The sequence below is a fragment of the Marinomonas sp. G8-14 genome, assembly GCF_055808935.1.
This window is the reverse complement of sequence record NZ_CM147891.1, coordinates 977842-1002996: the sequence shown is the minus strand read 5'-3', so window position 1 is coordinate 1002996 and position 25155 is coordinate 977842. Positions and strand designations below refer to the sequence as shown.

The following is a 25155-nucleotide window of genomic DNA, read 5'->3' as shown; positions in this document are numbered from 1 at the left end:
CTAAGTATAAATATACTATTTAAAAGAACTGCTCAAAGCTTAGGATAACTGTGCCAAGGCAGCCTCTACATCGGCAATAATATCGTCAATATCTTCCAACCCTACGGACACACGAATTAAACCTTCAGCAATACCCGCTTTGGCTTTCTCTTCATCCGTTAGACGACCGTGTGTCGTCGTAGCTGGATGAGTCACCAAGGTTTTGGTATCACCCAAGTTACCTGTAATAGACATTAACTTAGTAGCATTGATGACAGACCAAGCTGCCTTACGGCCACCTTCCACTTCGAAGGATAACAAACCGCCGAAGTCTTTTTGTTGCTGCTTAGCCAGTTCATGATATTTATGGCTAGGTAATCCGCCATAATTCACTTTAAGCACTTTTGGATGGGCTTCTAAATATTCAGCTAGCTTCATGGCGTTTGCGGAATGTGCCGTCATACGAAGAGATAAAGTCTCAAGACCATTTAACAACACCCAAGCGTTAAATGGACTCATACATGGCCCCGCACTACGCATGAAGGCAGTAAAAATATCGATAATCTCTTGGTTGGCTATTAACGCACCACCCAAACAACGACCCTGCCCATCAATAAACTTAGTCGCAGACTGCATGACAATATCAGCACCTTGAGTAAGTGGGTTCTGCAGTGCAGGCGTCGCTAAAACCGTATCCACACAAAGCAACGCACCTTTGGCGTGAGCCAACTCAGCAACACGTGCAACATCCACCACTTCATAAAGTGGATTTGATGGTGTTTCAAAATAACAAAACCGTGTATCTTCGTTAATCGCCTCTTCCCAAGCTACGTAATCAGTTGCATCAACATAGACTACTTCCACACCAAATTTGGTTGTGTAGGTATTAAAAAATTTAACGGTTGAACCAAAAATATTACGGGAGCAAACAACACGGTCACCAGCACTCAATAAGCTATATGCCAAGGTCATTAGCGCTGCCATACCAGAGCTTGTTGCAATTGCTGCTTCGCCTTTTTCCAGAGTCGCTAAGCGCTTCTCAAATAACTCAACGGTTGGGTTGGTAAAACGAGAGTAAACGTTACCATCCTCTTCGCCAGAAAACTTCCCGGCCGCTTCTTCCGCACTACCATAAGCAAAGCTTGAGGTCATAAAAATGGCTTCGCTATTTTCCTGTTCTTGTGTTTGACGAATACCGGCACGAATTGCATTCGTTGCATCTTTATAATCAGCCATTACTTCACTCCAAGCCATTCTTCCAAAAAATTAAACCCAAAAACAACTAAGCCAGGCGTGACCTGGCTTAGTTCTATCTGTCACAAGATACTGCCCAAATTACATAGGGTGCATCATATCACTCGCTTCTTGATCTTCAACAGACGCTTTATTTAAATCATTGCGGGCGCCTTCAATACTGGCCAAATAGGCCGCATCAATATTACCTGTAATGTATTTACCGTCAAAAACTGATGTGTCAAATTCACGCACATCCGAATGTTTTTCATCAATACACGCATCGATCAAATCTTGCAGATCTTGGAAAATAAGCTTATCAGCGCCAATCAATTCACAAATTTCATCCACGTTACGATTATGCGCAATCAGTTCTTTCGCAGCAGGCATATCAATGCCGTATACATTCGGATAACGAACTTCCGGAGCCGCGGAAGCGATATACACCTTCTTCGCGCCAGCTTCCCTTGCCATTTCAATGATTTCCTTACTCGTCGTACCGCGCACAATGGAATCATCAACAAGCAAAACAGTTTTGTCTTTAAATTCAAAAGGAACCGGATTTAATTTCTGACGGACAGACTTCTTACGGACAGCTTGTCCTGGCATGATAAACGTACGACCAATATAGCGATTTTTAACCAACCCCTCACGAAACGGAATGTTTAGCGCCTGAGCGATTTGTAAAGCAGCGGTACGACTTGTATCGGGAATTGGAATGACGACATCAATATCATGATCTTTCCATTCGCGCTGAATCTTAGCCGCAAGACGATCGCCCATGTTAATACGCGCTTTATAGACAGAAATACTATCAATAACCGTATCCGGACGCGCAAAATACACATACTCAAACAAACAAGGACGAGCGGCTTTTTTAGGTGTACATTGACGAACATGCACGTTGTGTTTCAAATCGAAGAAAATCGCTTCACCCGGCTGAATATCACGCTCAATTTTAAAACCAGCCGCATCAAGTGCAACACTCTCAGAAGCCACCATGTACTCAACGCCGGCTTCCGTTTGACGAGAGCCATAGATCAGTGGACGAATCCCATCAGGATCACGAAAGGCCAAAATGCCATAACCAGTTATCAAAGTCACGACGGCATAGCCACCTTCGATACGCTTATAAACACGCTCTAAAGCATTAAATATATCTTCTGGCGTTGGTATTAACTTACCTTCTTCATGAAGCTCGTGCGCCAACACATTCACTAACACTTCTGAATCAGACGTGGTGTTAATATGGCGCAAATCCGATTCAAACACCTCTTGTTTCAATTTTTCGGTATTGGTTAGATTACCATTGTGCGCAAGAGAAATGCCATAAGGTGAGTTAACATAAAAAGGTTGTGCTTCTGCTGAGCTAGAAGTGCCTGCGGTTGGATACCGGACATGGCCTATACCTATGTTACCGTGTAGTTTTTTCATATGACGAGTGCGGAATACCTCACTCACCGGACCATTGTCTTTACGCAAACAAAGTCGTCCATTATGGCTAGTCACCATACCCGCAGCATCTTGCCCACGATGCTGAAGAAGGGTTAACGCATCAAAAATAGCTTGGTTAACCACAGACGTGCCTACGACACCAACGATACCACACATGTTCTAGATCCTCGTGTTGGGGAATTACGGTAAACACCGTAAAGGTTCTTTATCTAATTCGCTGTAAAACAACAGCTAGTTACCAAGGGCGCGGTCAATGAGAGCCGAATCCATCAGATTCGAACTCTTGCCTACCATATCTCGCGTCCATTCATTCAACTGACTCAATTGAGGAATCAATTGTGATGTTTTCCAAAATTCACTTTGCTCAATAGCTGAGATCAAGCTTAATAAGGCAACAAAAGCGATAACAATCAAACTACCGCGAGCAAAACCGAACAACATACCAAGCACCCTATCAGTGCTCGATAAGCCCGTAACTTGAATCAAAGAGCCTCAGCAAAAAACTCACTAAAGCGCCTACTATCAGGGTGGCAATAAATAAGGTTATAAATGCCACTATGTAGCGAATTTGATCATTTTGCACTTGTTCAACCAGAAGCACTTGCATTTGGTTGGAAAACTTTACTGCGACTACAAAAGCGATAACCCACGTTAACAAGGACAACACTTCTTTTACAAACCCCCTTTTTAAACTCAAAAGGGTCGAAAGAATCACCACAGCAATGATCAGCCAATCAATGGTTGTTATTGAACTTACTTGCTCCATGAGCACCTCTAAAATTCGCTGCGCAGTGTAACAGATGACCTAGGCATTCAAAATACTGAGCACCCAGACCACATGTCAATTCACAGAATATTTTGTAACAAATCCCGTTAAACTAAATTTCTGTTTAATTTCTTCACGCATTTTTTCAGCGGTCTCACGCTTAAACTCAGGACCAACATACACTTTGTATAGTGAATTTGTCGTTAAACTGTAGGCGGCATAATTGCCTTCTTTTAGCTTTTCAACCAAACGAACGGCATTATCTTTGCTCTTAAAAGTCGCAATCTGTAATGTCCAACGATCAGCCACCGCTGACGCAGCAACATTCTCAACTGGCGCTTTTACTTCTGGCTTAACTTGAGGTGTAGTTTTCGGCGTTGTTTGAGGAGCCACTGTTGTGGATGACACGTTATCAGGCACTTCGACGTCGTTCGCAGGTTGTGGTACAGGAATCAATTGAATATCGTCAACGGCGCCCTCTTCTTCTACAAAAGGCTCCACTGGCAAACGCTCCACAGGCTGAACAGAAGCAATTTCTAACGGTTGAAATGCAGGAGGCGTTGTGACCTGGACTTGAACATCAAGCTCAGCAGGACGCTCACCATCTAAAATTAAAGGCAAAATAATGGCGGCAGACAAGACCATAATGCCAGCACCAATCAGCCTATAGGTTATCGTTTTATCTATCATAAATTACTCTTTTGTTTGGCTTAGAGCCAAATAGTCTGAAACCGTGACGAAGGAACCAAACACAATCAGCGCACGCTGTTCTTCTTTGGCTTTTAATACCGCGGCATCAAAAGCCTCTTTAACGGAAGGAAAAGCATACATGTGTGAAGAAAGGCTTGGCGCATACAATGCAATGTTTTTCATCAACTCTTGAGCTTTCGCGCCCCTTGGCCCACCTAAATCACAGCAAAACCAGTCAGAAAAGGAACTCGAAAGATGCGACACCACGCTGGCAATATCTTTGTCTTTCAACATGCCACAAACCGCAATGGGTTTAGTTGCAAAAAAGCTAACACGTTGAGCAAGTTCAATAGCGGCTTCTGGATTATGTGCCACATCAATATAGACATCAGGTGATGAAGCTACCCGCTGAAAACGCCCCGTTAATTGAGCTGTGCTAAATAATGTTACCAAATCAGCCGAAGTGGGAATCACCCCCATATAAACTAACACAGCAATCACCGTAGCCGCATTTTGCAAAGGCAAAGAAGGTATTGGTAAATTTTCATATTGCAGGCCATGACCAGACCATGACCATTTATCAGACAAGCGCTGAAAACTAAAATCGATATTTTTCTGTTTTAGGCATGCCCCAATGTCTGCTGCAGTGGCGGCAATAGCTTCAGGTGGGTTAACAACCCCACTAATTAAAAGCTTATCTTTTCTGGCAATGCCGGTTTTTTCCCGAGCTATAACTTCAAGATTATCGCCTAGCCAGTCCATATGATCCAATGCAATTGAGGTAACAACCGCCACATCGGTATCGACCATATTGACGGAATCTAAACGCCCGCCTAAACCGACTTCCAGTACCCAATAATCTAACCCTGATTGATCAAAAATCCATAAGGCTGCCAAAGTGCTGAACTCGAAATACGTCAAGGGTATATTTTCACGAGCCGCTTCAACCACTTCAAACGCACGGCAAATAAATGCATCGTCACAAGACGTATTATTGAGCGCAATACGCTCGTTAAAAGCAAGAAAATGTGGGGATGTGTAAGTACCGACCGTATGGCCTTGTGAGCAAAGATATTGTGTCAACATGGCACAAGTAGAACCTTTTCCGTTGGTTCCTGCCACCGTGATGACTTTTTGTTTTGGCCGAGACAAATGCAATCTAGATAAAACCAGATTGCCTCTGTCTAAACCTAACTCTATCTCAGAGGGATGTTGGCTCTCAATGTATGAAAGCCAACTCGCTAATGACGTATGCGTCATTTAATTACGCAACCTTATTGGCAGTAAGCAAAGATAAAATATTATGCAGTCGAGAACGCATTTCATCACGCTTAATGATCATATCTAGCGCGCCCTTATCCAGTAAGAACTCACTTCGCTGAAAACCTTCTGGCAATTTCTCACGAACCGTTTGCTCTATAACGCGCGGACCTGCGAAACCAATCAAAGCATTAGGTTCAGCAACATTCAAATCGCCAAGCATCGCAAGGGACGCCGATACACCACCAAACACAGGATCCGTCATAACTGAAATATAAGGAATGCCTTCTTGTTTCATGCGCTCTAAAGCCGCGCTTGTTTTCGCCATTTGCATCAGGGAAATCAGTGCTTCTTGCATACGCGCACCACCACTGGCAGAAAAACAAACTAGAGGAATACGTTTCTCCAAGCAAACGTTCACGGCTTGTACAAAACGTTCACCAACAATGGCCCCCATAGAGCCACCTAAGAAACTAAACTCGAACGCCACAACAACAATAGGCATGCCGTTCAAAGCGCCTTGCATTGCAACCAAGGCATCTTTTTCACCAGTGGCTTTTTGTGCATCTGCCAAACGATCTTTGTAGCGTTTAGAATCTTTAAACTTTAATTTATCTTCAGGCTCAAGATGTGCACCAATCTCATGACGACCTTCTTTGTCCAAAAAGATGTCCAAGCGACGGCGAGCACTAATACGAAGATGGTGATTACATTTAGGACAAACATCTAAGTTCTTTTCTAATTCTGGGCGATATAAAACATTTTCGCATTTAGGGCACTTCTTCCAAAGACCCTCAGGCACAGAACCGGCACTACGCTTTGATTCGCTGCGCACAATGGAAGGGACAAATTTATCTAACCAGCTACTCATTTATTTCTCCAAATTTCTCGTTTGCTGTCGCTTTAAGCATCCATTTCTTTGCGCATAGGCGCCAAAATAGCCTCTAAGGCATCAGCTATATATTCTTTTTGATGATCTTTATTTGCAGCGATAGCATTCACTAATACACTACCCACAATAACACCATCAGCACATTTACTTACTGCCGTCGCTGTTTTTGCATCGCGTATACCAAAACCAACACCAATAGGTAAGGTGGTGATTTCACGCAGCGAATCGACATGTTTTTTAACACTATCAACATCCAGCTCTGCGGAACCAGTCACACCTTTTACAGAAACGTAATACACATAACCCGACGCTAAATCACAAATTTTCTTTGCGCGCTCAGGTGTTGTTGTAGGTGCCAGCAAATAAATAAGATCTATCTCATTTTCTCGGAAGCATTCTACTACATCTGTCGCCTCTTCAGGAGTCAGATCTACTAATAAAACACCATCAACGCCTGCTTCTTTTGCCGAATCAGAAAAAGCTTGATAACCAAAAAATTCGATGGGATTTAAATAGCCCATCAAAACAATCGGTGTCTCTTTATTGCCTTGCCTAAATTCAGTGATGATTTGCAGCACTTTTTTAACACTAGTACCCGCCGCTAAACTACGCTCACAAGCCAGCTGTATAACAGGACCGTCAGCCATTGGATCAGAGAAAGGCATTCCAATCTCGATCACGTCCGCTCCGGCATTTACCAAAGCATTCATTAAATCAACAGTATAGTCTGGACTAGGGTCGCCAGCGGTAATATACGGAATGAGCGCCTTTTTACCAGATTTTTCTAAATTATCAAAACATTGTTTAATGCGACTCATACTTCAATCCCATCCAATTCTGCCACCGTGAGAATGTCTTTATCACCTCGACCAGACAAATTAATCACCACGATTTTATCTTTATCCATGGTTGAAGCCAACTTCATACCATAAGCGACCGCGTGGCTCGATTCCAATGCCGGCATAATGCCCTCTAAACGGGTAAGATCACGGAACCCATCCATTGCCTCGTCATCATTAATGGCTACATAATTAGCGCGGCCTATGTCTTTTAACCATGCATGCTCAGGCCCAACACCTGGGTAATCCAGCCCAGCAGAAATAGAGTGGGTACCAATAATCTGGCCATCATCATCAGCCATTACATAGGTACGATTACCATGAAGAACACCGGGACGGCCTGCACTTAAAGGCGCGGCATGACGACCTGTTTCAATGCCGTCACCACCCGCCTCAACACCATACATGGCAACGCTTTCGTCTTTAATAAAAGGATGGAACATACCAATTGCATTTGAGCCACCACCAACGCAAGCGACCAAGGCATCTGGTAAACGCCCCTCTTGAGCTAAACATTGCGCCTTGGTTTCACGGCCAATAATAGACTGGAAGTCTCGAACCAATTTAGGATAGGGATGAGGACCTGCCGCCGTTCCAATTATATAAAAGGTATCATCTACATGACTGACCCAATGGCGCATGGCTTCGTTTAGCGCATCTTTTAGTGTTTTTGTGCCTGATTCAACAGAAACTACCTCAGCACCCAACAACTTCATGCGGTATACATTGAGTGACTGGCGACGAATGTCTTCAGCCCCCATAAAGACCTTGCACTTTAATCCCAAACGAGCGGCAACAGTTGCTGATGCAACCCCATGCTGACCCGCCCCTGTTTCAGCAATAATATTTGGCTTACCCATGTGCTTGGCGAGCAAAGCCTGACCGATCGTATTATTGATTTTATGGGCGCCAGTATGATTCAAGTCTTCGCGTTTTAAATAAATTTTGGCCCCGCCCGCTTTTTTCGTTAAACGCTCGGCAAAATAAAGCGGTGATGGACGCCCAACATAATGCGCCAAGTCATAATCGAATGCGGCCTGAAAGTCACTATCTTTAGACAAACGCTCATACATTCGCGCCAAGTCATCCAAAGCAGACATGAGCGTTTCAGAGACAAAAGTACCACCATAAGGACCAAAACGACCATGAGAGTCCGGTAAATCTAAATTGATGTCTTTGCTATCCACATTTTGCTCCATTAATAAATTCTTGAACTTTAGGCTCACTTTTAATGCCTTTAGCCAACTCAACACCACCACTTACATCGACAGCGTAAGGACTGACTTGATGTATTGCCTGTTTTACATTACTTGGAGTTAAACCACCTGCCAAAATAATAGGCTTAGATAAACGTGCAGGAATAATAGACCAATCAAACCGTTCCCCAGTACCTCCAGGGACACCCTCTTTGTATGCGTCTAACAACATAGCACTTGCGCTTGGATAACTGTCCACTAATGCGGCCACATCATCACCTTGCTTTACTCTTAACGCCTTTATGTAGGGGCGCTGATATAACAGGCATTCAGGTTCAGACTCATTACCATGAAACTGAATAAGCCAGCGGCTACTGCCTTTTAGAACAGAATCAATTAATGCCGAATCGGCATCAACAAACAAAGCAACAGGAGTCACAAATGGAGGCAACTGCGATACGATGTCATTCGCCAATTCTGGTGAGACATACCTTGAGGCTCTTTTCATAAAAAACAAAACCCAATGCATCTGCACCGTATAGACATGCCATCAAAGCATCTTCTGCATTCGTTATTCCGCAAATTTTAACTCGGCAACTCATAGGATGGCTCGTCTACATAAGGTAAAAAATGAGGACCTAAAGGTCTTTTAGGTATATTAAAGATTTCGGGGTATTGGGCATCAACAAAGTACAGCCCAAACGGCGATGCAGTAATTCCACCTTTGGTTCGATCTTTCGCATCCAGCGTCTCTTTCGCCCAAGAGATTGGCTTTTCACCAGATCCAATCGACATCAACACACCAGCAAAATTACGAATCATATGATGTAAAAAAGCATTCGCTCTCACATCCAAAACAATATATTGTCCTAATTGATGCACTTCAAAATTCAATACGGTTCGAAAAGGTGTTTTTGCTTGACAACCAATAGCACGGAAAGATGAAAAATCATGGGTACCCAAAAAGGCTTTGGCGGCGTTTTGCATCGCCGCCACATCTAACACCTTATGAGTCCAAGTGACGCCTTTCGACAATGTTGCCGGGCAAAAATCAGACGAGTAAATAACATATCGATAACGGCGGCTCAAAGCACTAAAGCGAGCATGAAAATCATCCGACACATAACGCGCAGCAACTACAGCAATAGTATCAGGAAGATAAGTATTCACCCCTATTGTCCAAGACCGCTCACTTCGTTCAACATCCGTTTCAAAATGAACAACCTGAGCACTAGCATGAACACCAGCGTCCGTTCGACCAGCACAAACCACCTTAACAGGGTGGTTTGCTATCACGGACAAGGCTTTTTCTATATTTTCTTGAACGCTGGGAACACCAAATTTTTGTGCCTGCCAGCCCTTGTAATCAGAGCCATCATATTCAACAACCAGTACAACTTTTTTAGTCACTTGGGAACATACGCTCCATCATATTTTGCGCCTCGGCAATTTGTTTTTCATTTCCTGACTCAATAACATCATCCAAAATAACGCGAGCACCCTCTTCATCACCCATGTCCATATAAGCTCTTGCTAAATCAAGCTTTGTAGCGACTTCATCACCACTGGCATCAAAGAAGTCAAACTCTTCTTCATCATCATTTATCTCTTCATCTTCAGCGGCTTCTGCTTCGCCAAATGCTGGAAACTCAGAATCATCTTCTTGCTGCGCTTCTGCCAATGTCTCCTCGATAGAGTTGGCTAAAGAATCGTTCGGGGTACCATTAAAAATCGCAGCTTCATCCACATCTTCTTGATCAACATCATTCAGCAAACTAGAAACGAAAGACTCTTCCTCACTTTCTGCCTCATCATTTTGATCTGTTTTAGTTTCCAATTCATTCACGTCTGGCGTTACAGTCGGAATATCCTCTTCAGTAAACGCTTCTAACTCATCATCTAAATCATCTTCCAAGTCTAAGATGGGATCCGGCAAATCATCATTCTCATCAAATGACGCAAACATGTCGTCAATGTCATCGCTTGAAGTATCTTCTAAATCACTTTCTAACTCATCACTGTCATCCATTTCATCAAACGTTGGATCAGCAATATCATTAGAATCAATTTCATCGCCAGCAAACGCACTAAAATCTTCCGTCTTATCATCTTGATCAGGCGTGTCAAAGTCAAAAGCAAATGGGTCTTCTTCTTGCCACTCCTGCTTTTCTTCAACCTTATCTTTCTCATCCGCTAAATAGTCTGCAGCGGCAACCGCAGCAACAGGGGCAACTACGGCTGCGCTGGAAAGATCAAATTCATTCTTTTTTGACGAATCTTGCTCCTCCTGCTTTCTTCCCGCTTTTCGCATCACCAAACCAATCAAGAAACCAAGCAAGAGCAATACAACCGCACCGATAGAAACCACTATAGGATTACTGAACATTTTATTAACAAAGGAATCGGCTTCTGCTAGCTCTTTTTCTCTACGAATTTGATCCGCTTCGAGCAATTGATCAACCGTATTTTTTTGCTCTTGAAGCGTTTGCTGCGCGCTGGCAAACTGCTGTTGCAAATCTGCCAATTGCTGATCTTTTAAACTAATTAATTTTTCCAGTGTTTCTAACTGCGTGTTTAAATCGCCTAACTTATTCGACAACTCACCTTTCTCACGTTGCTCTTTATCGAGCATCTCCTGCGATGCTGACAAGGCTCCTTGCAACGCACTAAGTTTTGCGCTTTGATCGGAACCTGCATTAGAACCCGCATTACGCTCTGGCAGTGCACTTTGCCCTGACGCCAAAGTGAGTTTATCGCCATTTTTAGATGGCGCATTCGCAGCCGCTTTCGCTTTTGCTTGGGTGTTTAATTGCGCTTGATCGACAGCAGATCGATTTTTATTACCTTTCAATGCCATCCAAGCATCATGTTGACGCTGAAACTCTTCTTTTGAGACGGCTTGATTAAACAGCGCCACCTGCTCTTGGGTCGGCAAACGCAAAACAACTCCTTCTTTCAATAAATTAATATTATTAGAATAGAAAGCGTCTTTGTTAAGAGCCTGAATGGCCATCATAGTTTGATAAATGGTTAATTGATTTGCTGGAATATTTTCTCCAGCAATTGACCAAAGCGTATTCCCTTTCGCCACACTAACTTTCCCTTTCGAAGGCATGTTGGCTGCCGCTATCGTTTCTTGGCGAAAAACGGTTCCAGACGAATTAGCTTTAGCTATCTTGGAATTCGTTGGCGTTTTGGAAACAGGAACAGACTGAACCACCTCATTCTGCGACTTATTAACCAATGCCGATTGATTTAATGGTGTTTGATATTCTCGAACCACTTGCCCGCTAGGCCAACGAGCAGCCAATATAAAATGCAGCTCATCTACCTGTAATGGCTGATCAGATGATACCGCCACAACAAGATTGTTATTCTCACGAACCACATCAAACTTTAGTTGAGAAAGCACTCTCGTCGGAGCAAACCCCGCTTGCCGAAATTCACTTTCGCTGCCTAAACGAATCAATATATCGTTGTCTGTTAAGGACCCAACATCTGATAATGCAATCTTACCACGGTAAGGTTCATTAACATTTGATTGAGAGGTCAACTCGCCCAGTTCCAATGCGTAACTGCTAGACACAAAAAACGCGCCTGATATAGCAATACTAATGAGGGTTTTTCTGAGCATAAGCTTCCCTTTATTTGCAAATAATGGAGATAAATATCTTAACAAGTATCTTACACGGGTGGCGATTTATCAATAGCTTTAGAATCAATGGTTTGCCATAAAGACATGAGAAATCAAAAAAATCAAAAGCAATGCCTTTTCAGTCTAATGACATAAAAAAAGTGGCTTATAATAAAACCCTTGCACAAAATCTACGCCAATAGATCGAGCAAACAGCAGGTCTTCTTCAAACTCAACACCTTCCAATATCACTTGTTTACCTGTTGCATGGGCAAAATCAATTATTTTGGACACAAACATCATAAAGTTAATATCGCCTCGATTTTCAAGCACACACTTATCCAGTTTAACCCATTCAACCAATTGCAAAACCGCAACCGACAACATAGATTTAGGATTGCACAAGTCGTCAAGAGCGGTGCGAATCCCCAAACCATTAAACACCTCAATCATCGACAAGCTCATTAAAGCGTCGCTCATTTCAGAGTTTTCGATCAATTCAACAACAACCTTATCTCGCCCAGCCGACAAAATAAGATCAACAAAAGGATTCCCTGCTGCGGTTTGTCCGCACGCATAAAACGCATCCTGATCCAAATTAACAAAGATTTTTTCTGAACAAACAAGCCTTTCTAGCTGGATTTTTTTCTGAGCAAGCTCCACTTGAAATAACAGCAGCGGGTTATCATGTAATGCTGCGTAAACATAATCAGGTCGTATATAAGTACCATCCATCGCCTTAAACCGAGAAAGCGCTTCATAGGCAAATAAATCCCCAGTTTTCAACTCTATAATTGGCTGATACTCCACGCCAAAACGCTTAGACTCAACCAACTCCAACAACACCTGTGGCGACAACCCATCCATTCAGCAAATCCTAAGAGATTAGATTAAATAAAAACAATACACATTATCAAGAAGAAGTAATTATAAAAAAAACCCCGCCAAATAGCGAGGTTTTTCTTTTTTATCAATAGGTTAGAGAGAGATGTCGGGTAAGAGAAGCTCATTACTGAGCCTCCCTCCCCTAAGAACTGTACGTGCGAGTTTCCCCGCATACAGCTCAAGCCTTTATAAGCCTACAGTTAGGCCGGTAGCTACTCTTAATTTAGTGGCCATTCCGAGCGTTCCAATATAGTTAGATTAAAATCCACTATATCATCACCAACGAAGATAGATGGCGCGTTATTAGGCGTGATTAGAAAGTTAATCACCGTCCCTCCTTTCGTATGAATTTCAGCTTGGGTCGGCGAGTTAACATTAAAGCTAACCAACTTACCAGCCTCCATATACACTTGATCGGATTCTCCATACTTTATTTTCTTTGTACCGAGGTGCTCTTGCAAAACACTTCGCCCTGAAAGAGTAATAGCTGGATTCAAATACACATCATCATCCCCTCCACAGCAAGCATCAATCCCTTTAACCAATCCTTGCCCTAAAAGCTCTTTAAAGTATTTAAACTTTACACCAAGCTCTCTCGTCCCTTCAAATGTTGCATCACCTGCTAATTTGTTAAGAATTTCAACATGCTGTGGTAATAGTGTCATCTCTTATGCCTCATTACTGTTTGTGTAGTATTCATTATATAACCAACACCAATGAGCATCAAGATCATGAATACTTGTCGCCAAACACATTCATTAATAAAATATATTAATCTTTTAAATGAATAGCCCTGTGACAATTGGGATGTAACAACACCAAGTTGTCCAGTTTGTCACTTCCGCCCTTATGACGCTCTACCACATGATGAGTGTTCCATCCTGTTTCGGGCGTTATCAGTTGGTTGCAACTCGGACAACGGCGCTGTTGTCGTTTCCACAATGTAAAGGCTTTGCGCATCCCCATCTCCGATTGACGAAGTACATATTCCAAGCGTTGCTCAAAATACAACTCATCTTTCGGGTCATAGGGATTGGCTTCAGCCACTATTTTGCGGTGGCGTACTATTTTTGTATCCGCTGCATACAATAAGTGCATTTCCCCTTTATCAGGAGATTGACCAAAGAACACCCAATTCCGCTTATCAAAGGTCTTGAAGTATTTCTTAACCACCCATCTCTTTTGGCGATTGGAGTGACGGCGTTTACACCATTGCCATAGCATTTTCCAGATACGGTAGTCTAAATATTTGAACGTTTCTTTTGCTGCTCCACCTCTATGATAGTTAGCCCAACCTCGAATAATCGGGTTAAGTTTCGCTATCAATAACCAAGCGGGGGCCGTTTTAAAACGAACAAATATCTCCTTTATCTTAGCCAGTACTGCTTTCAGGTTTTTACGCGATGGTTTGTTTAAAAACTTGCCACTGTATTTCCTGATATTCTGACCAAGGAAGTCAAATCCCACATCGATATGGGTCACGAGTGTTTTCTGTTTAGAAAGCGTTAACCCACGTTCCGCCATAAAGGCCTCAACCACAGGCTTCACTCTTTCTTCCAGTAACTCTTTGGATATTCCTGTAATGATGAAATCATCTGCGTAACGCACATAATTCACCTTAGTTTTATACGATGCTTTTGTGTTCTTCTTCCCAAAATGGGATTCCAAAACACTTTCAAGACCGTCTAACGCCCAGTTAGCCAGTAACGGAGAAATGATTCCGCCCTGTGGCGTGCCAGCCTCGGTTTTATGAATTTGACCAGACTCTACATAGCCAGCCTTTAGCCACTTCTTGACGATCCGCCTGTCCAGAGGGACGTTTTGGATCAACCAGTCATGGCTTATATTGTCAAAACAAGCTTTTATGTCCCCCTCAAGCACCCATTGTGCGGACGACTTGCGACTTAGATTGACAAACAATTGCTCAATCGCATCCGCTGCCGAACGTAATGGACGAAACCCATACGAGTTTCGGTCTGCCCACGTTTCTGTCACAGGCTCCAGTGCTAGCAGATATAACGCCTGCATAGCCCGATCCAGCATAGTAGGTATACCTAATGGACGGCGTTCGCCGTTCGATTTTGGTATATACACCCTACGCAGCGCTTTCGGTTTGTAGCCTTTTTGACGCAAACGAGATACAGCTGACCATTTGCTTTTAGGGGAATCCCAAGTCTCACCGTCGATCCCCGCTGTCTTACGACCTCGGTTTTCAGTGACACGTTTAATGGCGATTGCTTTGGCGGAAAAGGAATGCACCAACATACGTTGAAGCTGCTTCACTTTTCGCCATTGCTTTTCTTTAGCTGCCTTCGCGATCCGAACCTGTAGCTCTCTCACTTTGAGATGGCTGGTTTCCCAGTCGATCTCATGCCATGAGCTAGCAAAGTGGGATGACGCAGGCGCTTCATTTGATGAATTGCTCATCTTGCAGTCCTCCTAGATTAAAGAGCACCCACAAGATGGAGACGGATTTATCCCCACGAGGGGAAATAAATCTTTCCCCTCGTGGGTGTTCAATGGGTTATAGAGCCCGAAGACTCTACTTTCTATTTAATAGAAAGCTTTACAGGTTTTCACACGATTAAAGACCAGATGGAAGTCTGCGCCCTTTCGGGCTGAGGCAAAGTTCGAACCTCTATCCAACCCATTACAGATTGGCATTCGCTTTTTCCATCCTCCTTTACCCGCAACACCAACAGATCACCTTACGGATCACCTGCCCAGTGGGCGACGTTACGGGCTTACCGAGTTCCGATACTTTCACATTATTGGCTTAGGTTCTGTCTGTCCACCGGTGGTCTAATGTCAGCGTCTACCCAGATGTAAAGGGTAAAACCGACCACATACCATTTTGGTCTGAGCCTTATAGTAAAGCTTAGCTCAATGCGGATGACGGTGTTTATCAACAGTTCACTTACGTTAACCATACCAATAAGCCTAGCACCTCATTCACGCCTTACTCGTGAAATCTATACCCACCCTCACGGATGAAATATACCCGTGATGGGGGTTACATTATCAGGAAGCTTCGCACCCCACCGTTACCAGTGACGCACTATCCTTAGGCTACTAATAGCTGAATATTAGGTCTCGCTACCTGAGGAACAGGTGAGACAATGAAAGTACCAGCTTACGCACATCGGTAGCTGATTTAGTATTGAAAACACACGATGATGTCTACCTCAATAAATCCCGTTTTAATAGCGGACTTACCTCAGTACAACGTTGAAATGGATGAACACCGATAGAATCGGAACTCACCTCTGTGAAAATGACCCAGCTATACAACTGAAATCGTTTTTTATAAGTTCGGGTTCACTTTGCGAACTTTATTTCAATAGGCGAAAAACGCCCGTGCTTATTACTCTCAATTAGAGAGTCCGATGCTCGGGGTTTAACGCCCGAACATCGGGATTTTCTATAATACTAGTTATTGCTGGAAGGTGAATGAATACCAACCTAAGTTAGTATCCACTGACGTTATAGCCCAGCGAGGCTAGCTACCTCCGCGACTCTCGTCGCACTACATCATCCCGCCCATACCACCCATTCCGCCCATGCCACCCATATCAGGCATGCCAGCGTCGTCTTTCGGCAAATCAGCAATCATAGCTTCGGTTGTGATCATTAGACCAGCAACAGAGGCCGCTGCTTGAAGCGCTGAACGTGTTACTTTTGCTGGATCTAGGATACCCATTTCCAACATATCACCGTACTCGCCAGTGGCTGCGTTGTAACCGTAGTTACCTTCACCTTGTTTCACTTTATCCACAACCACAGAAGCTTCATCGCCTGCGTTTGTTACGATTTGACGCATTGGCGCTTCCATCGCACGTAGTGCCAAAGCAATACCAACGTTTTGGTCTTCGTTGTCACCAACAAGGCCAATCACTTTCGTCAACGCGCGAACCAATGCAACACCACCACCCGCAACAACACCTTCCTCTACGGCGGCGCGTGTCGCGTGAAGCGCATCATCTACACGTGCTTTCTTCTCTTTCATAGCAACTTCAGTGGCAGCACCAATTTTGATAACTGCAACACCGCCAGCCAATTTAGCAACACGCTCTTGAAGCTTCTCTTTATCATAGTCAGAAGAAGAGTTCGCGATTTCCGCGCGAATCTGATCAACACGGCTGGTGATATTTGCAGCATTACCCGCACCGTCAACAATCGTTGTACTTTCTTTGGTCAAAGTAACACGTTTAGCCGTACCTAGCTGCTCTAAAGTCGCGGTATCAAGACTCAAACCGACTTCTTCAGAAATCACTGTCGCACCAGAAAGAACCGCAATATCTTCAAGCATGGCTTTACGACGATCACCAAAACCAGGCGCTTTAGCCGCTGCAACCTTAACGATTCCACGCATACTATTCACAACCAAGGTTGCCAACGCTTCACCTTCAACGTCTTCTGCAATAATTAGCAAAGGACGAGATGCTTTGGCAACGCCTTCTAATACTGGAAGCAATTCACGGATATTAGTGATTTTCTTATCAACCAATAGAATGAATGGGTTTTCAAGCTCCGCACTCATGGTCTCTTGGTTATTGATAAAGTAAGGAGATAGGTAGCCGCGATCAAATTGCATACCTTCAACAACGGCAAGCTCGTCATCAAAACCTGAGCCTTCTTCAACCGTAATAACGCCTTCTTTACCAACGCGCTCCATGGCTTCTGCAATGATTTTACCCACAGAAGAATCAGAGTTAGCAGAAATCGTACCTACTTGCTCAATAGCACGAGTATCAGTACATGGCGTAGACAAGCTTGCAAGCTCTTTAACAACCGCAGCGGCTGCCTTATCAATACCGCGTTTAAGATCCATTGGGTTACGACCCGCCGCTACAGATTTCAAACCTTCTGTAACCAATGCTTGCGCCAATACTGTCGCAGTCGTTGTACCGTCACCCGCCACATCGTTTGCTTGAGACGCTACTTCTTTAACCATTTGCGCACCCATATTTTCAAACTTGTTTTCAAGTTCGATTTCTTTCGCAACGGTCACACCATCTTTGGTTACTAGAGGAGCACCAAATGATTTTTCAATTACAACATTACGACCTTTTGGTCCCAAAGTTACTTTTACCGCATCGGCTAGGATGTTCACGCCTTTCAACATTTGTTGACGAGCGCCATCACCAAATTTCACTTCTTTAGCTGCCATTTTTATTACCCTTAAACTGTTTTAAGTGTTACAAATCGAATATGAACTACAAGACGAATTAGGCTTCAATAATGCCGTAAATTTCATCTTCTTTCATGATAAGTAGCTCTTCACCATTGATTTTCACTGTTTGACCAGAGTACTGACCAAACAACACAGTGTCACCAACGCTAACAGCTAATGCGCGAACATCACCGTTAGATTGAATACGACCAGTGCCAACAGCCAAAACCTCGCCTTGAGTAGGTTTTTCAGTAGCGGATCCAGGCAATACGATACCAGACGCTGTTGTTGTCTCTTCTTCTTTACGGCGAACAACGACACGATCGTGCAAAGGACGAATATTCATTTATCATTTTCTCCAATTAAAACAATACCAGGACTCCCCTGGCTGGATAATTCCACCGAATATTAGTGGAAACCTTTAACATGCTCCTATCTAAGGCTCAGCAAACGAATTTCAACCCCAGCAATAAAATTATTTTTTATCAATTAAGTCATTGTCATCTTTAGGTTCTTTTGAGTACTCCCCGTCAATCGTTTCTCCACGGGGTTGAGCACTATAAGATCCATTGGGCGCCCATTTAGACCCTTTTTTCACCATAGATGCAACGAAATTCACCAAAAGACCAGCCGCAAACAGCTTACGCAACGGTGGTATTAACAACAAGCCGCCGATAATATCTGTTACAAAACCTGGCATTAGCAAGCATAAGCCCGCAAAAATTAACATAACCCCCTCTGCCACTTCAGAGGCAGGAAGTTCACCACGACGCATTTTCTCTTGGGCTTTCAGTGACGTTTCTAAACCTTGCTTACGAATTAACGTCACACCTACAATAGCGGTTAAAAAAACCAAACCTACCGTTGCTAGCGCGCCAATTTGACTACCAACTTTTATCATTACTAATAGCTCAATGACGGGAATGAGTATGAAAAGCAAAAGTGCAAATCTCATATTTACCTTCTTTGTTATAAAGTGTAGCTATTTATTTAAGGGCTAAATGTGACAAATCAAGCAATGACACACTTTAAATCCCAAGTGTTTCTCATTTTAAATGAGCTACCATCCGGTGAATGCATTGGCTATGGAGAGCTGGCAAAGCAGGCCGGCTTCCCAGGCTATGCTCGACAAGTTGGGCATCTCATGAAAAACCTTCCCAAAGACAGCAAATTACCTTGGCATAGAGTGGTTAACTCACAACGCAAGATCAGCTTTGCTGAAAATACAGACGCTTACTGGCAGCAGAGACATAAGTTGGAAAGTGAGGGCTGGATCATTGTGGGGAATAAATTAACCCTCAATGAGTTTCAAAAAGAAGAGCGTTGACAATAAAAATGCAACGCTCTGTATTAGATTAATCTCTAAAATTCGTAAATTGAACAGGCTGCGCTAAGTCAGCATTGCGCAACAATGCCATGACTTCCTGAAGATCGTCACGCTTTTTACCCGTAACACGGAGCTGATCCCCTTGTATCTGCGCTTGCACCTTCGCCTTACTGTCTTTGATCATTTTAACAATTCTTTTCGCCTCATCAGACTCGAGACCTTCTTTCATTTTGATCGCCTGAGACGCGCGCATATTCCCCTTTACAACGTCTTCTTTTTCTAAACTCTTTAAATCAATTCCACGCCCAACCAGTTTTTGATTTAGAATATCAGACATCTGGCGAAGTTGAGGCTCTGCTTCAGCTTCCATCACAACACTGGTCTTGTCTTTAATTTCGTAGTGCGCTTTCACGCCTTTAAAGTCATAACGAGTGGTAATTTCTCTGTTAGCCTGATCGACTGCGTTGCTGACCTCGTGCCAGTTCAGCTCAGATACTACGTCAAATGATGGCATTTTCTGCTCCTTTGCATTTTCAATAATGTATTTTGGGGCGATAATAACAGGGATTGAAATAAAACACCTAATGGAAACCTATTATGAAGAACACGCCTTGGTTAGTTATCGGCGCTGGTGCTATCGGTCTTTTTTGGGCTTGCAAGCTAGAAAAACTCGGTAATAAAGTCCATCTAGTATATCGATCTGAAAGTCCCGGTAAAAAAATTACCTTGGAATCGCTCACCGATGAAGACGGTCAACAGCAAGTCAGTGTCTCAAAGCATAAAATCAAAAGCCTCACAGCTCATGAGCTTACAGATCAATACGACAAAGTCCTCATATGCACAAAATCTTTTGACCTAAAGAACGCGTTCTCTCAAGTCTCCGCAAACATTACACCCGACGCAGACATAGCCTGCTTATGCAATGGCATAGGCGCTCAAGAAGAGTTGCAACACATTTTACTAGACACTCAGACGCTCTGGGCAGGTATAACCAGTGAAGGCGTCTTAAAAATAGAAGCTGATCACATCAAACATACCGGCTTAGGTGACACGTATTTTGGTGAATGGCACCCCTCAACCCCTGCAAAGACCTTCCCAATTGAAGACCTGACAGTGACAAACATTCGCCAAAGGATGATAGAAAAACTAGCAGTAAACGCAGTGATTAACCCAATTACCGCAATATTTAATATACACAACGGTGACCTTTTAAATGACGAATTCAAGCCATTAATGAGCGCCACCCTATCCGAACTGGCCAGCGTCTTCGCCCATCCTAAATTCAGCTACGCTCAAGAAAGCCAACATTTAACCTCAGACAATTTGAAAAATAGAGTCCATACAATTGCCCAACTGACTCGTCTAAATCGCTCATCAATGCATGAAGATGTCAGACTACAACGACAAACTGAAAACAACTTTATCTCTGGTTTTCTTCTTGATAACAGCCCAATTGATCTTCCTGTGCAACGCTTGCTGTATGAGGGCGTTGCCTTTGCAGAACAGCGTGAAGAAGTGAAAAAAAGCTGCTGAGCATTGCTTAGCAGCTTTTCATTATAAAACGTACGTTAAATCTTAGTGATTTTCTCTTTGGTTAAAAGAATTTTTTTCTCTTTATAAAGAGCACCAAGCGCTTTTTTATACGTCGCTTTACTGACTTTAAAAACCGCATAAATGGCTTCTGGAGAGGCCTTATCTGTCAAAGGCGACTCTCCACCTTGCGCGTCCAAATAATCCAAAACATCATCCAAAATATTGCGCACTTTCTTGTAGCCAACTTCCTGTAAACTTAAATCTATTTTACCATCTTCACGCAATTGCTTAATAAAACCAGTGGTTTTTTCGCCTTTTCGCAGCTGTCTAAACGCATCTTCAAAAAACAACACTCCCCAGAAGCGATTATCAATAACGCACTTAAAACCGATGTTTGTTTTATCACCAATGATAATAGACACTTTATCGCCCACTCGATAAGGCGCCGCTTCACGATTGAGTAAAGCATCCACTTTTGTTGTTGCCACGATACGATTGGTAATATTGTCAAGATAGATGAAAAGTAAATGAGTCTCACCTTCTTCAACACGATTTTTTTGCTGACTAAAAGGCACAAGCAAATCTTTTGGTAGCCCCCAATCAAAAAATGCGCCGACTTGGTTTACCGCTATCGCGGTCAACGCAGCAAATTCCCCTACCTGTGCTTTAGGAAAATCCGTTGTCGCAATTAACTTGTCATCGGAATCTAGATAGACGAACACGTCCACGTCGTCATCAATCGTCGCACCTTTTGGCACATAACGTTTAGGCAGTAAAATTTCACCTAATTGATCGGCGTCTAAATACACCCCAAAATCTTTCTCTTTCACTATTCTTAATGTATTTAAACGCCCAATTTGTGTGGCCATGAGTTCTCCGGCAAGCAATTTTTTTCGCACTATACGCACTTCATTCACAAGCGCAATACAGATCATTTTAAATCTCGAATCAGTCGTTATCTACTTTCATACAGGCAGCAAATATATCGTCTAACTTAGACTTCCCAATCTCTTCCATTTTTTCAATATTGTGATTTGGTATTTCAGAAGTATCGCCAAAAAATTCAATCGCTTTATCAACGCTAGCCTCCCTCAACAAGTGCAACATAGGGTAAGGCGAACGGTTGGTATAGTTAGAAACATCATCCGGTTCAGTACCAGAAAAACAATAATCAGGATGAAAAGTCGCTAACTGATAAACCCCCTCACAACCTTGATCAAACATGAGGTTCTCTGCCGTTTCCACAAAATCTAGATAACGATGAAAGTCTTTAAATAGGGTTGGAAAAATCAACAGAGTCGTCTCTGTCTCTGGGTGCTCATCCAACCATTGCACCTCAGCCATCAACTCCTCCAAAGCTACATCCATTTTCTTTGAACGCAGCACAATGCAACGAACACTTTGCCTTTCCACTTCGCGTTTTGCAAAAGGGCAAACGTTTAACGCCACAATAAAGTCTTTTACCCACTTCATTGTTTGAGCAGTGACCAACTCATCAGATAACAACATAACCATTCTTCTTATCAATATTTGTCTGTATTTTAGAACAAACCACACGAAGGGTCTAACTTATCCAATCGACCTTTTGAGGTTTCGATTTCGAAACCTCAAAAAACAAGGTATCATGACGAACAATACAGTCCATTATAGTGGCTATAGGCCCATATTTATTATGATAACCATAAGTAATTTATGAAATTCATAGGTGGTCTTGCCATTTATCCCGCTACAGAGAGTTTACATGTCATTTGCTGAATTAGATTTGGATGCCACCATAGAACAAGCCATTAGTGACCTTGGCTTCGAAACCCCAACTGAGATCCAAGAACAAGCCATTCCAATTGCGCTAGATGGTTCAGACCTTCTTGCCACCGCGCCTACTGGCACAGGTAAAACCATTGCCTTCTGCGCACCGGCAATTCAGCATATTCTTGACCGTGATGAACAATCCACCACTGCACCAAAGGTACTGATATTGGCCCCAAGCCGTGAGCTTGCGCGTCAAATTTTTAATGTCGTCGAACAACTCACCCAACATACACGCATTCAGTCACACCTTATTATTGGCGGCACACCCTACGGTATGCAACAGCAACAATTAAGTGAACCCTGTGATATTCTTGTCGCGACTCCAGGAAGACTTGTCGAGCTAGATGAAAAACGCTGGTTAGATCTAACAGATGTATCTTATTTTGTTATCGACGAAGCAGATCGGATGTTGGATATGGGGTTTGTAAATGCCATTAATCACATTGCAAAAGAGTTACCACACGAGCACCAGACGCTGATGTTTTCCGCCACACTAGAGGGCGAAAAAATGGGGCGTTTTGCTAGTGCCCTACTAAACAACGACACACAGCAAATTCGTCTAGGTGAGTCATCTCGTACTGTTCCTAGTCAAATTCGTCAAATCGCTTATCGTGTTGACAGTGAAGAACATAAAGAGGCTGTATTAAAACACCTGCTCACCCAGGAGCGTGTTCAACAAGCTGTATTGTTTGTTTCTAACCGTGAGCATGTCGATGTTTGGGTACAGCGTGTTCGTAATATGGGCTTAATGTGTGACGGCCTGCACGGCGAAATGAAACAAGGCGATCGCAGCGAACATATGAAACAAATGAAACGCGGACGCTTACAAGTATTAGTCGCAACCGACGTTGCCTCACGCGGCATCGACCTGCCGGAAATAAATACCGTGATTAACCTGCGTTTACCTCGTAAAGCTGACTCCTATATTCACCGAGCTGGGCGCGCGTCAAGAGAAGGCGCACCGGGTGATTGTATTTCGCTAATCGACATTAACGATCTGCCCATGATCGAAAAAATTCAACGTTTTATGCAAGCCAACATCAAATTTGGTCGTATTGAAGGCCTAGAACCGAAGACCAAAGCGCGCTCACCAAGCAGCAAGAAGAAAAAGAAAAAACCAGCACCAAGTAAAAAATAGGGCTGGTTGAGCACTATAGAAACAAAAAAGGCACCGTTTGGCGCCTTTTTTTATGGGTAATGTAGTGTTTAATATTTCACTACCTACTCGGGATCAAACTTCAATGTATGCAATTTTCGCTTGGCTTTGGTTTCCAAGTAAGAACGATTATGTTGATTAACATGCACTTTCGTCGGCACCAGTTCAACAACGTCAATGCCATGCTCTATTAGCTGCTGGGCTTTGTCCGGATTATTCGTTAATAAACGCACTTTTGTGACACCAAGCGCCTGCAGCATTTCCGCCGCAATACCAAAATCTCGTCCATCGTCAGGCAAATGCAACATTTCATTCGCTTGATACGTATCATAACCTTGATCCTGCAAAGCATAAGCTTCTAATTTTGCGTACAAACCAATACCTCGACCTTCTTGACGTAAATAAAGAATATAGCCACCTTCTTGATTAATACGGTCAATGGCTTCGTCTAGCTGCTCACCACAATCACAACGTCCGGACCCAAAAACATCGCCAGTCAGACATTCGGAATGAAGACGAACTAATGGCACACTGTCGTTGGCTTTCTTTTGCTTTCCTTCAAAAAATATCCCTATATGCTCTTTGCCAGAATCATCACCGTTAAAGGAAATGAATTCGGCCATCACGTCGCCCGCCCTGACGGGAATCATCACTCGACGTTTAATTGTCAAATCGCTCATAACTACTTCTCTATTAGGGACTTTTTACAGTGTCAGTATAACGCCCATTAATTTGGTCAAAAGCAAAAAAATCAATACTAAATAAGGAAATAACCTACTAAAGCAAATGATCAAGCGGTAATGAGGTGCGATTTATGATTCGACGCAACAAAAAGCTTGAATGTACACCTGTCACACCGGGTATGCGCGTTAACCTTCCCAATAGAAACTCCTGGTAACGATCCATGTCTTCTACCACCACTTCTATCAAATAGTCCGCTGATTGCCCTGTCACAAGATTGCACGACTTCACTTCTGGATAAGACTCTAATGTCGACTCAAAGACCTCAAAACGATCTGGTGTGTGACGATCCATACTTATCTGAATAAAGGCTGTTAGTTTTAACCCCAGCTTATTTTGATTCAATAACGTCACACTGCGATCTATGACACCACTGTCTTGTAATGCCTTTACACGCCGCAAACAAGGTGAAGCAGATAATCCTACGCGGTCTGCTAACTCTTGATTGGTTAAGCTAGAATCTTGCTGCAATTCACGCAAGATTCTCAAATCAATTTTATCAAACCCCATTAGCAACGCTCCAAACAACTAAGATTTAAAAATATTACGCAATATAATGCCATTATATTTGTTTTTTTATTAAAAAA

25 protein-coding genes and 1 pseudogene are annotated in these 25155 nt (G+C 43.1%); 3 read left to right on the top strand and 23 right to left on the bottom strand.

From position 1 onward, the window contains the following. Positions 1–39: 39 nt before the first annotated feature. From AC0L6V_RS05010 to AC0L6V_RS04925, 18 genes and pseudogenes are all read right to left on the bottom strand, one after another. Positions 40–1215 (bottom strand): O-succinylhomoserine sulfhydrylase, encoded by a 1176-nt coding sequence (locus AC0L6V_RS05010; RefSeq protein ID WP_409419470.1) that lies wholly within the window; start codon positions 1213–1215, stop codon positions 40–42. Positions 1216–1314: 99 nt separating this feature from the next. Beyond that, entirely contained in the window at positions 1315–2823 is a 1509-nt protein-coding gene (purF, locus tag AC0L6V_RS05005; RefSeq protein WP_265217744.1) for an amidophosphoribosyltransferase, read from the bottom strand. A gap of 75 nt (positions 2824–2898) precedes the next feature. Beyond that, positions 2899–3108 carry a hypothetical protein gene (locus AC0L6V_RS05000; protein ID WP_418138815.1) on the bottom strand — a complete coding sequence of 70 codons (210 nt, stop codon included), beginning with the start codon at positions 3106–3108 and terminating at the stop codon, positions 2899–2901. Positions 3109–3121: 13 nt separating this feature from the next. Beyond that, positions 3122–3433 (bottom strand): CvpA family protein, encoded by a 312-nt coding sequence (locus AC0L6V_RS04995; RefSeq protein WP_418138814.1) that lies wholly within the window; start codon positions 3431–3433, stop codon positions 3122–3124. Positions 3434–3508: 75 nt separating this feature from the next. Beyond that, complete coding sequence (locus AC0L6V_RS04990; protein ID WP_265217743.1) at positions 3509–4123, bottom strand: SPOR domain-containing protein; 615 nt, start codon at positions 4121–4123, stop codon at positions 3509–3511. Positions 4124–4126: 3 nt separating this feature from the next. After that, complete coding sequence (folC, locus tag AC0L6V_RS04985) at positions 4127–5383, bottom strand: bifunctional tetrahydrofolate synthase/dihydrofolate synthase (protein ID WP_265217742.1); 1257 nt, start codon at positions 5381–5383, stop codon at positions 4127–4129. 4 nt (positions 5384–5387) lie between these two features. Beyond that, the gene (gene accD, locus AC0L6V_RS04980) at positions 5388–6254 is read right to left on the bottom strand and encodes an acetyl-CoA carboxylase, carboxyltransferase subunit beta (protein ID WP_265217741.1); all 867 of its coding nucleotides are present in this window, start codon (positions 6252–6254) and stop codon (positions 5388–5390) included. 32 nt (positions 6255–6286) lie between these two features. Beyond that, complete coding sequence (trpA, locus tag AC0L6V_RS04975; protein WP_265217740.1) at positions 6287–7093, bottom strand: tryptophan synthase subunit alpha; 807 nt, start codon at positions 7091–7093, stop codon at positions 6287–6289. Further along, positions 7090–8313: a tryptophan synthase subunit beta gene (gene trpB / locus AC0L6V_RS04970; RefSeq protein ID WP_265217779.1), complete on the bottom strand. Its 1224-nt coding sequence runs from the start codon at positions 8311–8313 to the stop codon at positions 7090–7092. The genes trpA and trpB overlap by 4 nt, the downstream gene beginning before the upstream one ends. Further along, positions 8294–8912 (bottom strand): annotated as a pseudogene (locus tag AC0L6V_RS04965) (phosphoribosylanthranilate isomerase). The gene trpB and the pseudogene AC0L6V_RS04965 overlap by 20 nt, the downstream one beginning before the upstream one ends. Beyond that, positions 8896–9720 (bottom strand): tRNA pseudouridine(38-40) synthase TruA, encoded by an 825-nt coding sequence (truA, locus tag AC0L6V_RS04960; RefSeq protein ID WP_409419467.1) that lies wholly within the window; start codon positions 9718–9720, stop codon positions 8896–8898. Before truA ends, AC0L6V_RS04965 begins: the two are co-directional and overlap by 17 nt. Further along, positions 9713–11944, bottom strand: coding sequence for a FimV/HubP family polar landmark protein (locus AC0L6V_RS04955; protein ID WP_265217738.1), 2232 nt, complete (start codon positions 11942–11944; stop codon positions 9713–9715). The genes truA and AC0L6V_RS04955 overlap by 8 nt, the downstream gene beginning before the upstream one ends. Before the next feature lie 144 nt (positions 11945–12088). Then, positions 12089–12811 (bottom strand): EAL domain-containing protein, encoded by a 723-nt coding sequence (locus tag AC0L6V_RS04950; protein ID WP_409419466.1) that lies wholly within the window; start codon positions 12809–12811, stop codon positions 12089–12091. Between the two features lie 236 nt (positions 12812–13047). Next, positions 13048–13494, bottom strand: a complete 447-nt coding sequence (locus AC0L6V_RS04945) for a hypothetical protein (RefSeq protein ID WP_265217736.1) — start codon at positions 13492–13494, stop codon at positions 13048–13050. Positions 13495–13600: 106 nt separating this feature from the next. Further along, positions 13601–15256 carry a group II intron reverse transcriptase/maturase gene (gene ltrA / locus AC0L6V_RS04940; protein WP_265217735.1) on the bottom strand — a complete coding sequence of 552 codons (1656 nt, stop codon included), beginning with the start codon at positions 15254–15256 and terminating at the stop codon, positions 13601–13603. Positions 15257–16355: 1099 nt separating this feature from the next. Next, the gene (groL, locus tag AC0L6V_RS04935; protein ID WP_265217734.1) at positions 16356–17999 is read right to left on the bottom strand and encodes a chaperonin GroEL; all 1644 of its coding nucleotides are present in this window, start codon (positions 17997–17999) and stop codon (positions 16356–16358) included. A 58-nt stretch (positions 18000–18057) separates the two neighbouring features. Further along, positions 18058–18348, bottom strand: coding sequence for a co-chaperone GroES (locus tag AC0L6V_RS04930; protein WP_265217733.1), 291 nt, complete (start codon positions 18346–18348; stop codon positions 18058–18060). Positions 18349–18477: 129 nt separating this feature from the next. Then, positions 18478–18957 (bottom strand): FxsA family protein, encoded by a 480-nt coding sequence (locus tag AC0L6V_RS04925; RefSeq protein WP_409419465.1) that lies wholly within the window; start codon positions 18955–18957, stop codon positions 18478–18480. A gap of 48 nt (positions 18958–19005) precedes the next feature. Between AC0L6V_RS04925 and AC0L6V_RS04920 the strand changes: the two genes are divergently transcribed. Continuing rightward, entirely contained in the window at positions 19006–19329 is a 324-nt protein-coding gene (locus tag AC0L6V_RS04920) for an MGMT family protein (protein ID WP_409419464.1), read from the top strand. 28 nt (positions 19330–19357) lie between these two features. On the opposite strand, the gene AC0L6V_RS04915 is transcribed toward AC0L6V_RS04920, so the two are convergent. Further along, complete coding sequence (locus AC0L6V_RS04915) at positions 19358–19843, bottom strand: YajQ family cyclic di-GMP-binding protein (RefSeq protein WP_111607552.1); 486 nt, start codon at positions 19841–19843, stop codon at positions 19358–19360. Positions 19844–19926: 83 nt separating this feature from the next. On the opposite strand from AC0L6V_RS04915, the gene AC0L6V_RS04910 reads away from it, so the two are divergent. Continuing rightward, positions 19927–20862, top strand: a complete 936-nt coding sequence (locus tag AC0L6V_RS04910) for a ketopantoate reductase family protein (RefSeq protein WP_265217731.1) — start codon at positions 19927–19929, stop codon at positions 20860–20862. A 35-nt stretch (positions 20863–20897) separates the two neighbouring features. On the opposite strand, the gene AC0L6V_RS04905 is transcribed toward AC0L6V_RS04910, so the two are convergent. Continuing rightward, positions 20898–21731 carry a CvfB family protein gene (locus AC0L6V_RS04905; protein ID WP_265217730.1) on the bottom strand — a complete coding sequence of 278 codons (834 nt, stop codon included), beginning with the start codon at positions 21729–21731 and terminating at the stop codon, positions 20898–20900. Positions 21732–21810: 79 nt separating this feature from the next. Then, positions 21811–22371: a DUF1415 domain-containing protein gene (locus AC0L6V_RS04900; protein ID WP_409419462.1), complete on the bottom strand. Its 561-nt coding sequence runs from the start codon at positions 22369–22371 to the stop codon at positions 21811–21813. Between the two features lie 232 nt (positions 22372–22603). On the opposite strand from AC0L6V_RS04900, the gene AC0L6V_RS04895 reads away from it, so the two are divergent. Next, on the top strand, positions 22604–23809 hold the full coding sequence (locus AC0L6V_RS04895) for a DEAD/DEAH box helicase (protein WP_409419461.1): 1206 nt from the start codon (positions 22604–22606) through the stop codon (positions 23807–23809). Positions 23810–23892: 83 nt separating this feature from the next. Here AC0L6V_RS04895 and ribA read toward each other — a convergent pair whose 3' ends face one another. Together ribA and AC0L6V_RS04885 are read right to left on the bottom strand one after the other, a co-directional pair. Next, on the bottom strand, positions 23893–24507 hold the full coding sequence (ribA, locus tag AC0L6V_RS04890; RefSeq protein ID WP_409419460.1) for a GTP cyclohydrolase II: 615 nt from the start codon (positions 24505–24507) through the stop codon (positions 23893–23895). Between the two features lie 97 nt (positions 24508–24604). Continuing rightward, a complete protein-coding gene (locus AC0L6V_RS04885) occupies positions 24605–25078 on the bottom strand; it encodes an Lrp/AsnC family transcriptional regulator (RefSeq protein ID WP_265217725.1) in 474 nt (157 codons plus the stop codon). Positions 25079–25155 lie beyond the last annotated feature (77 nt).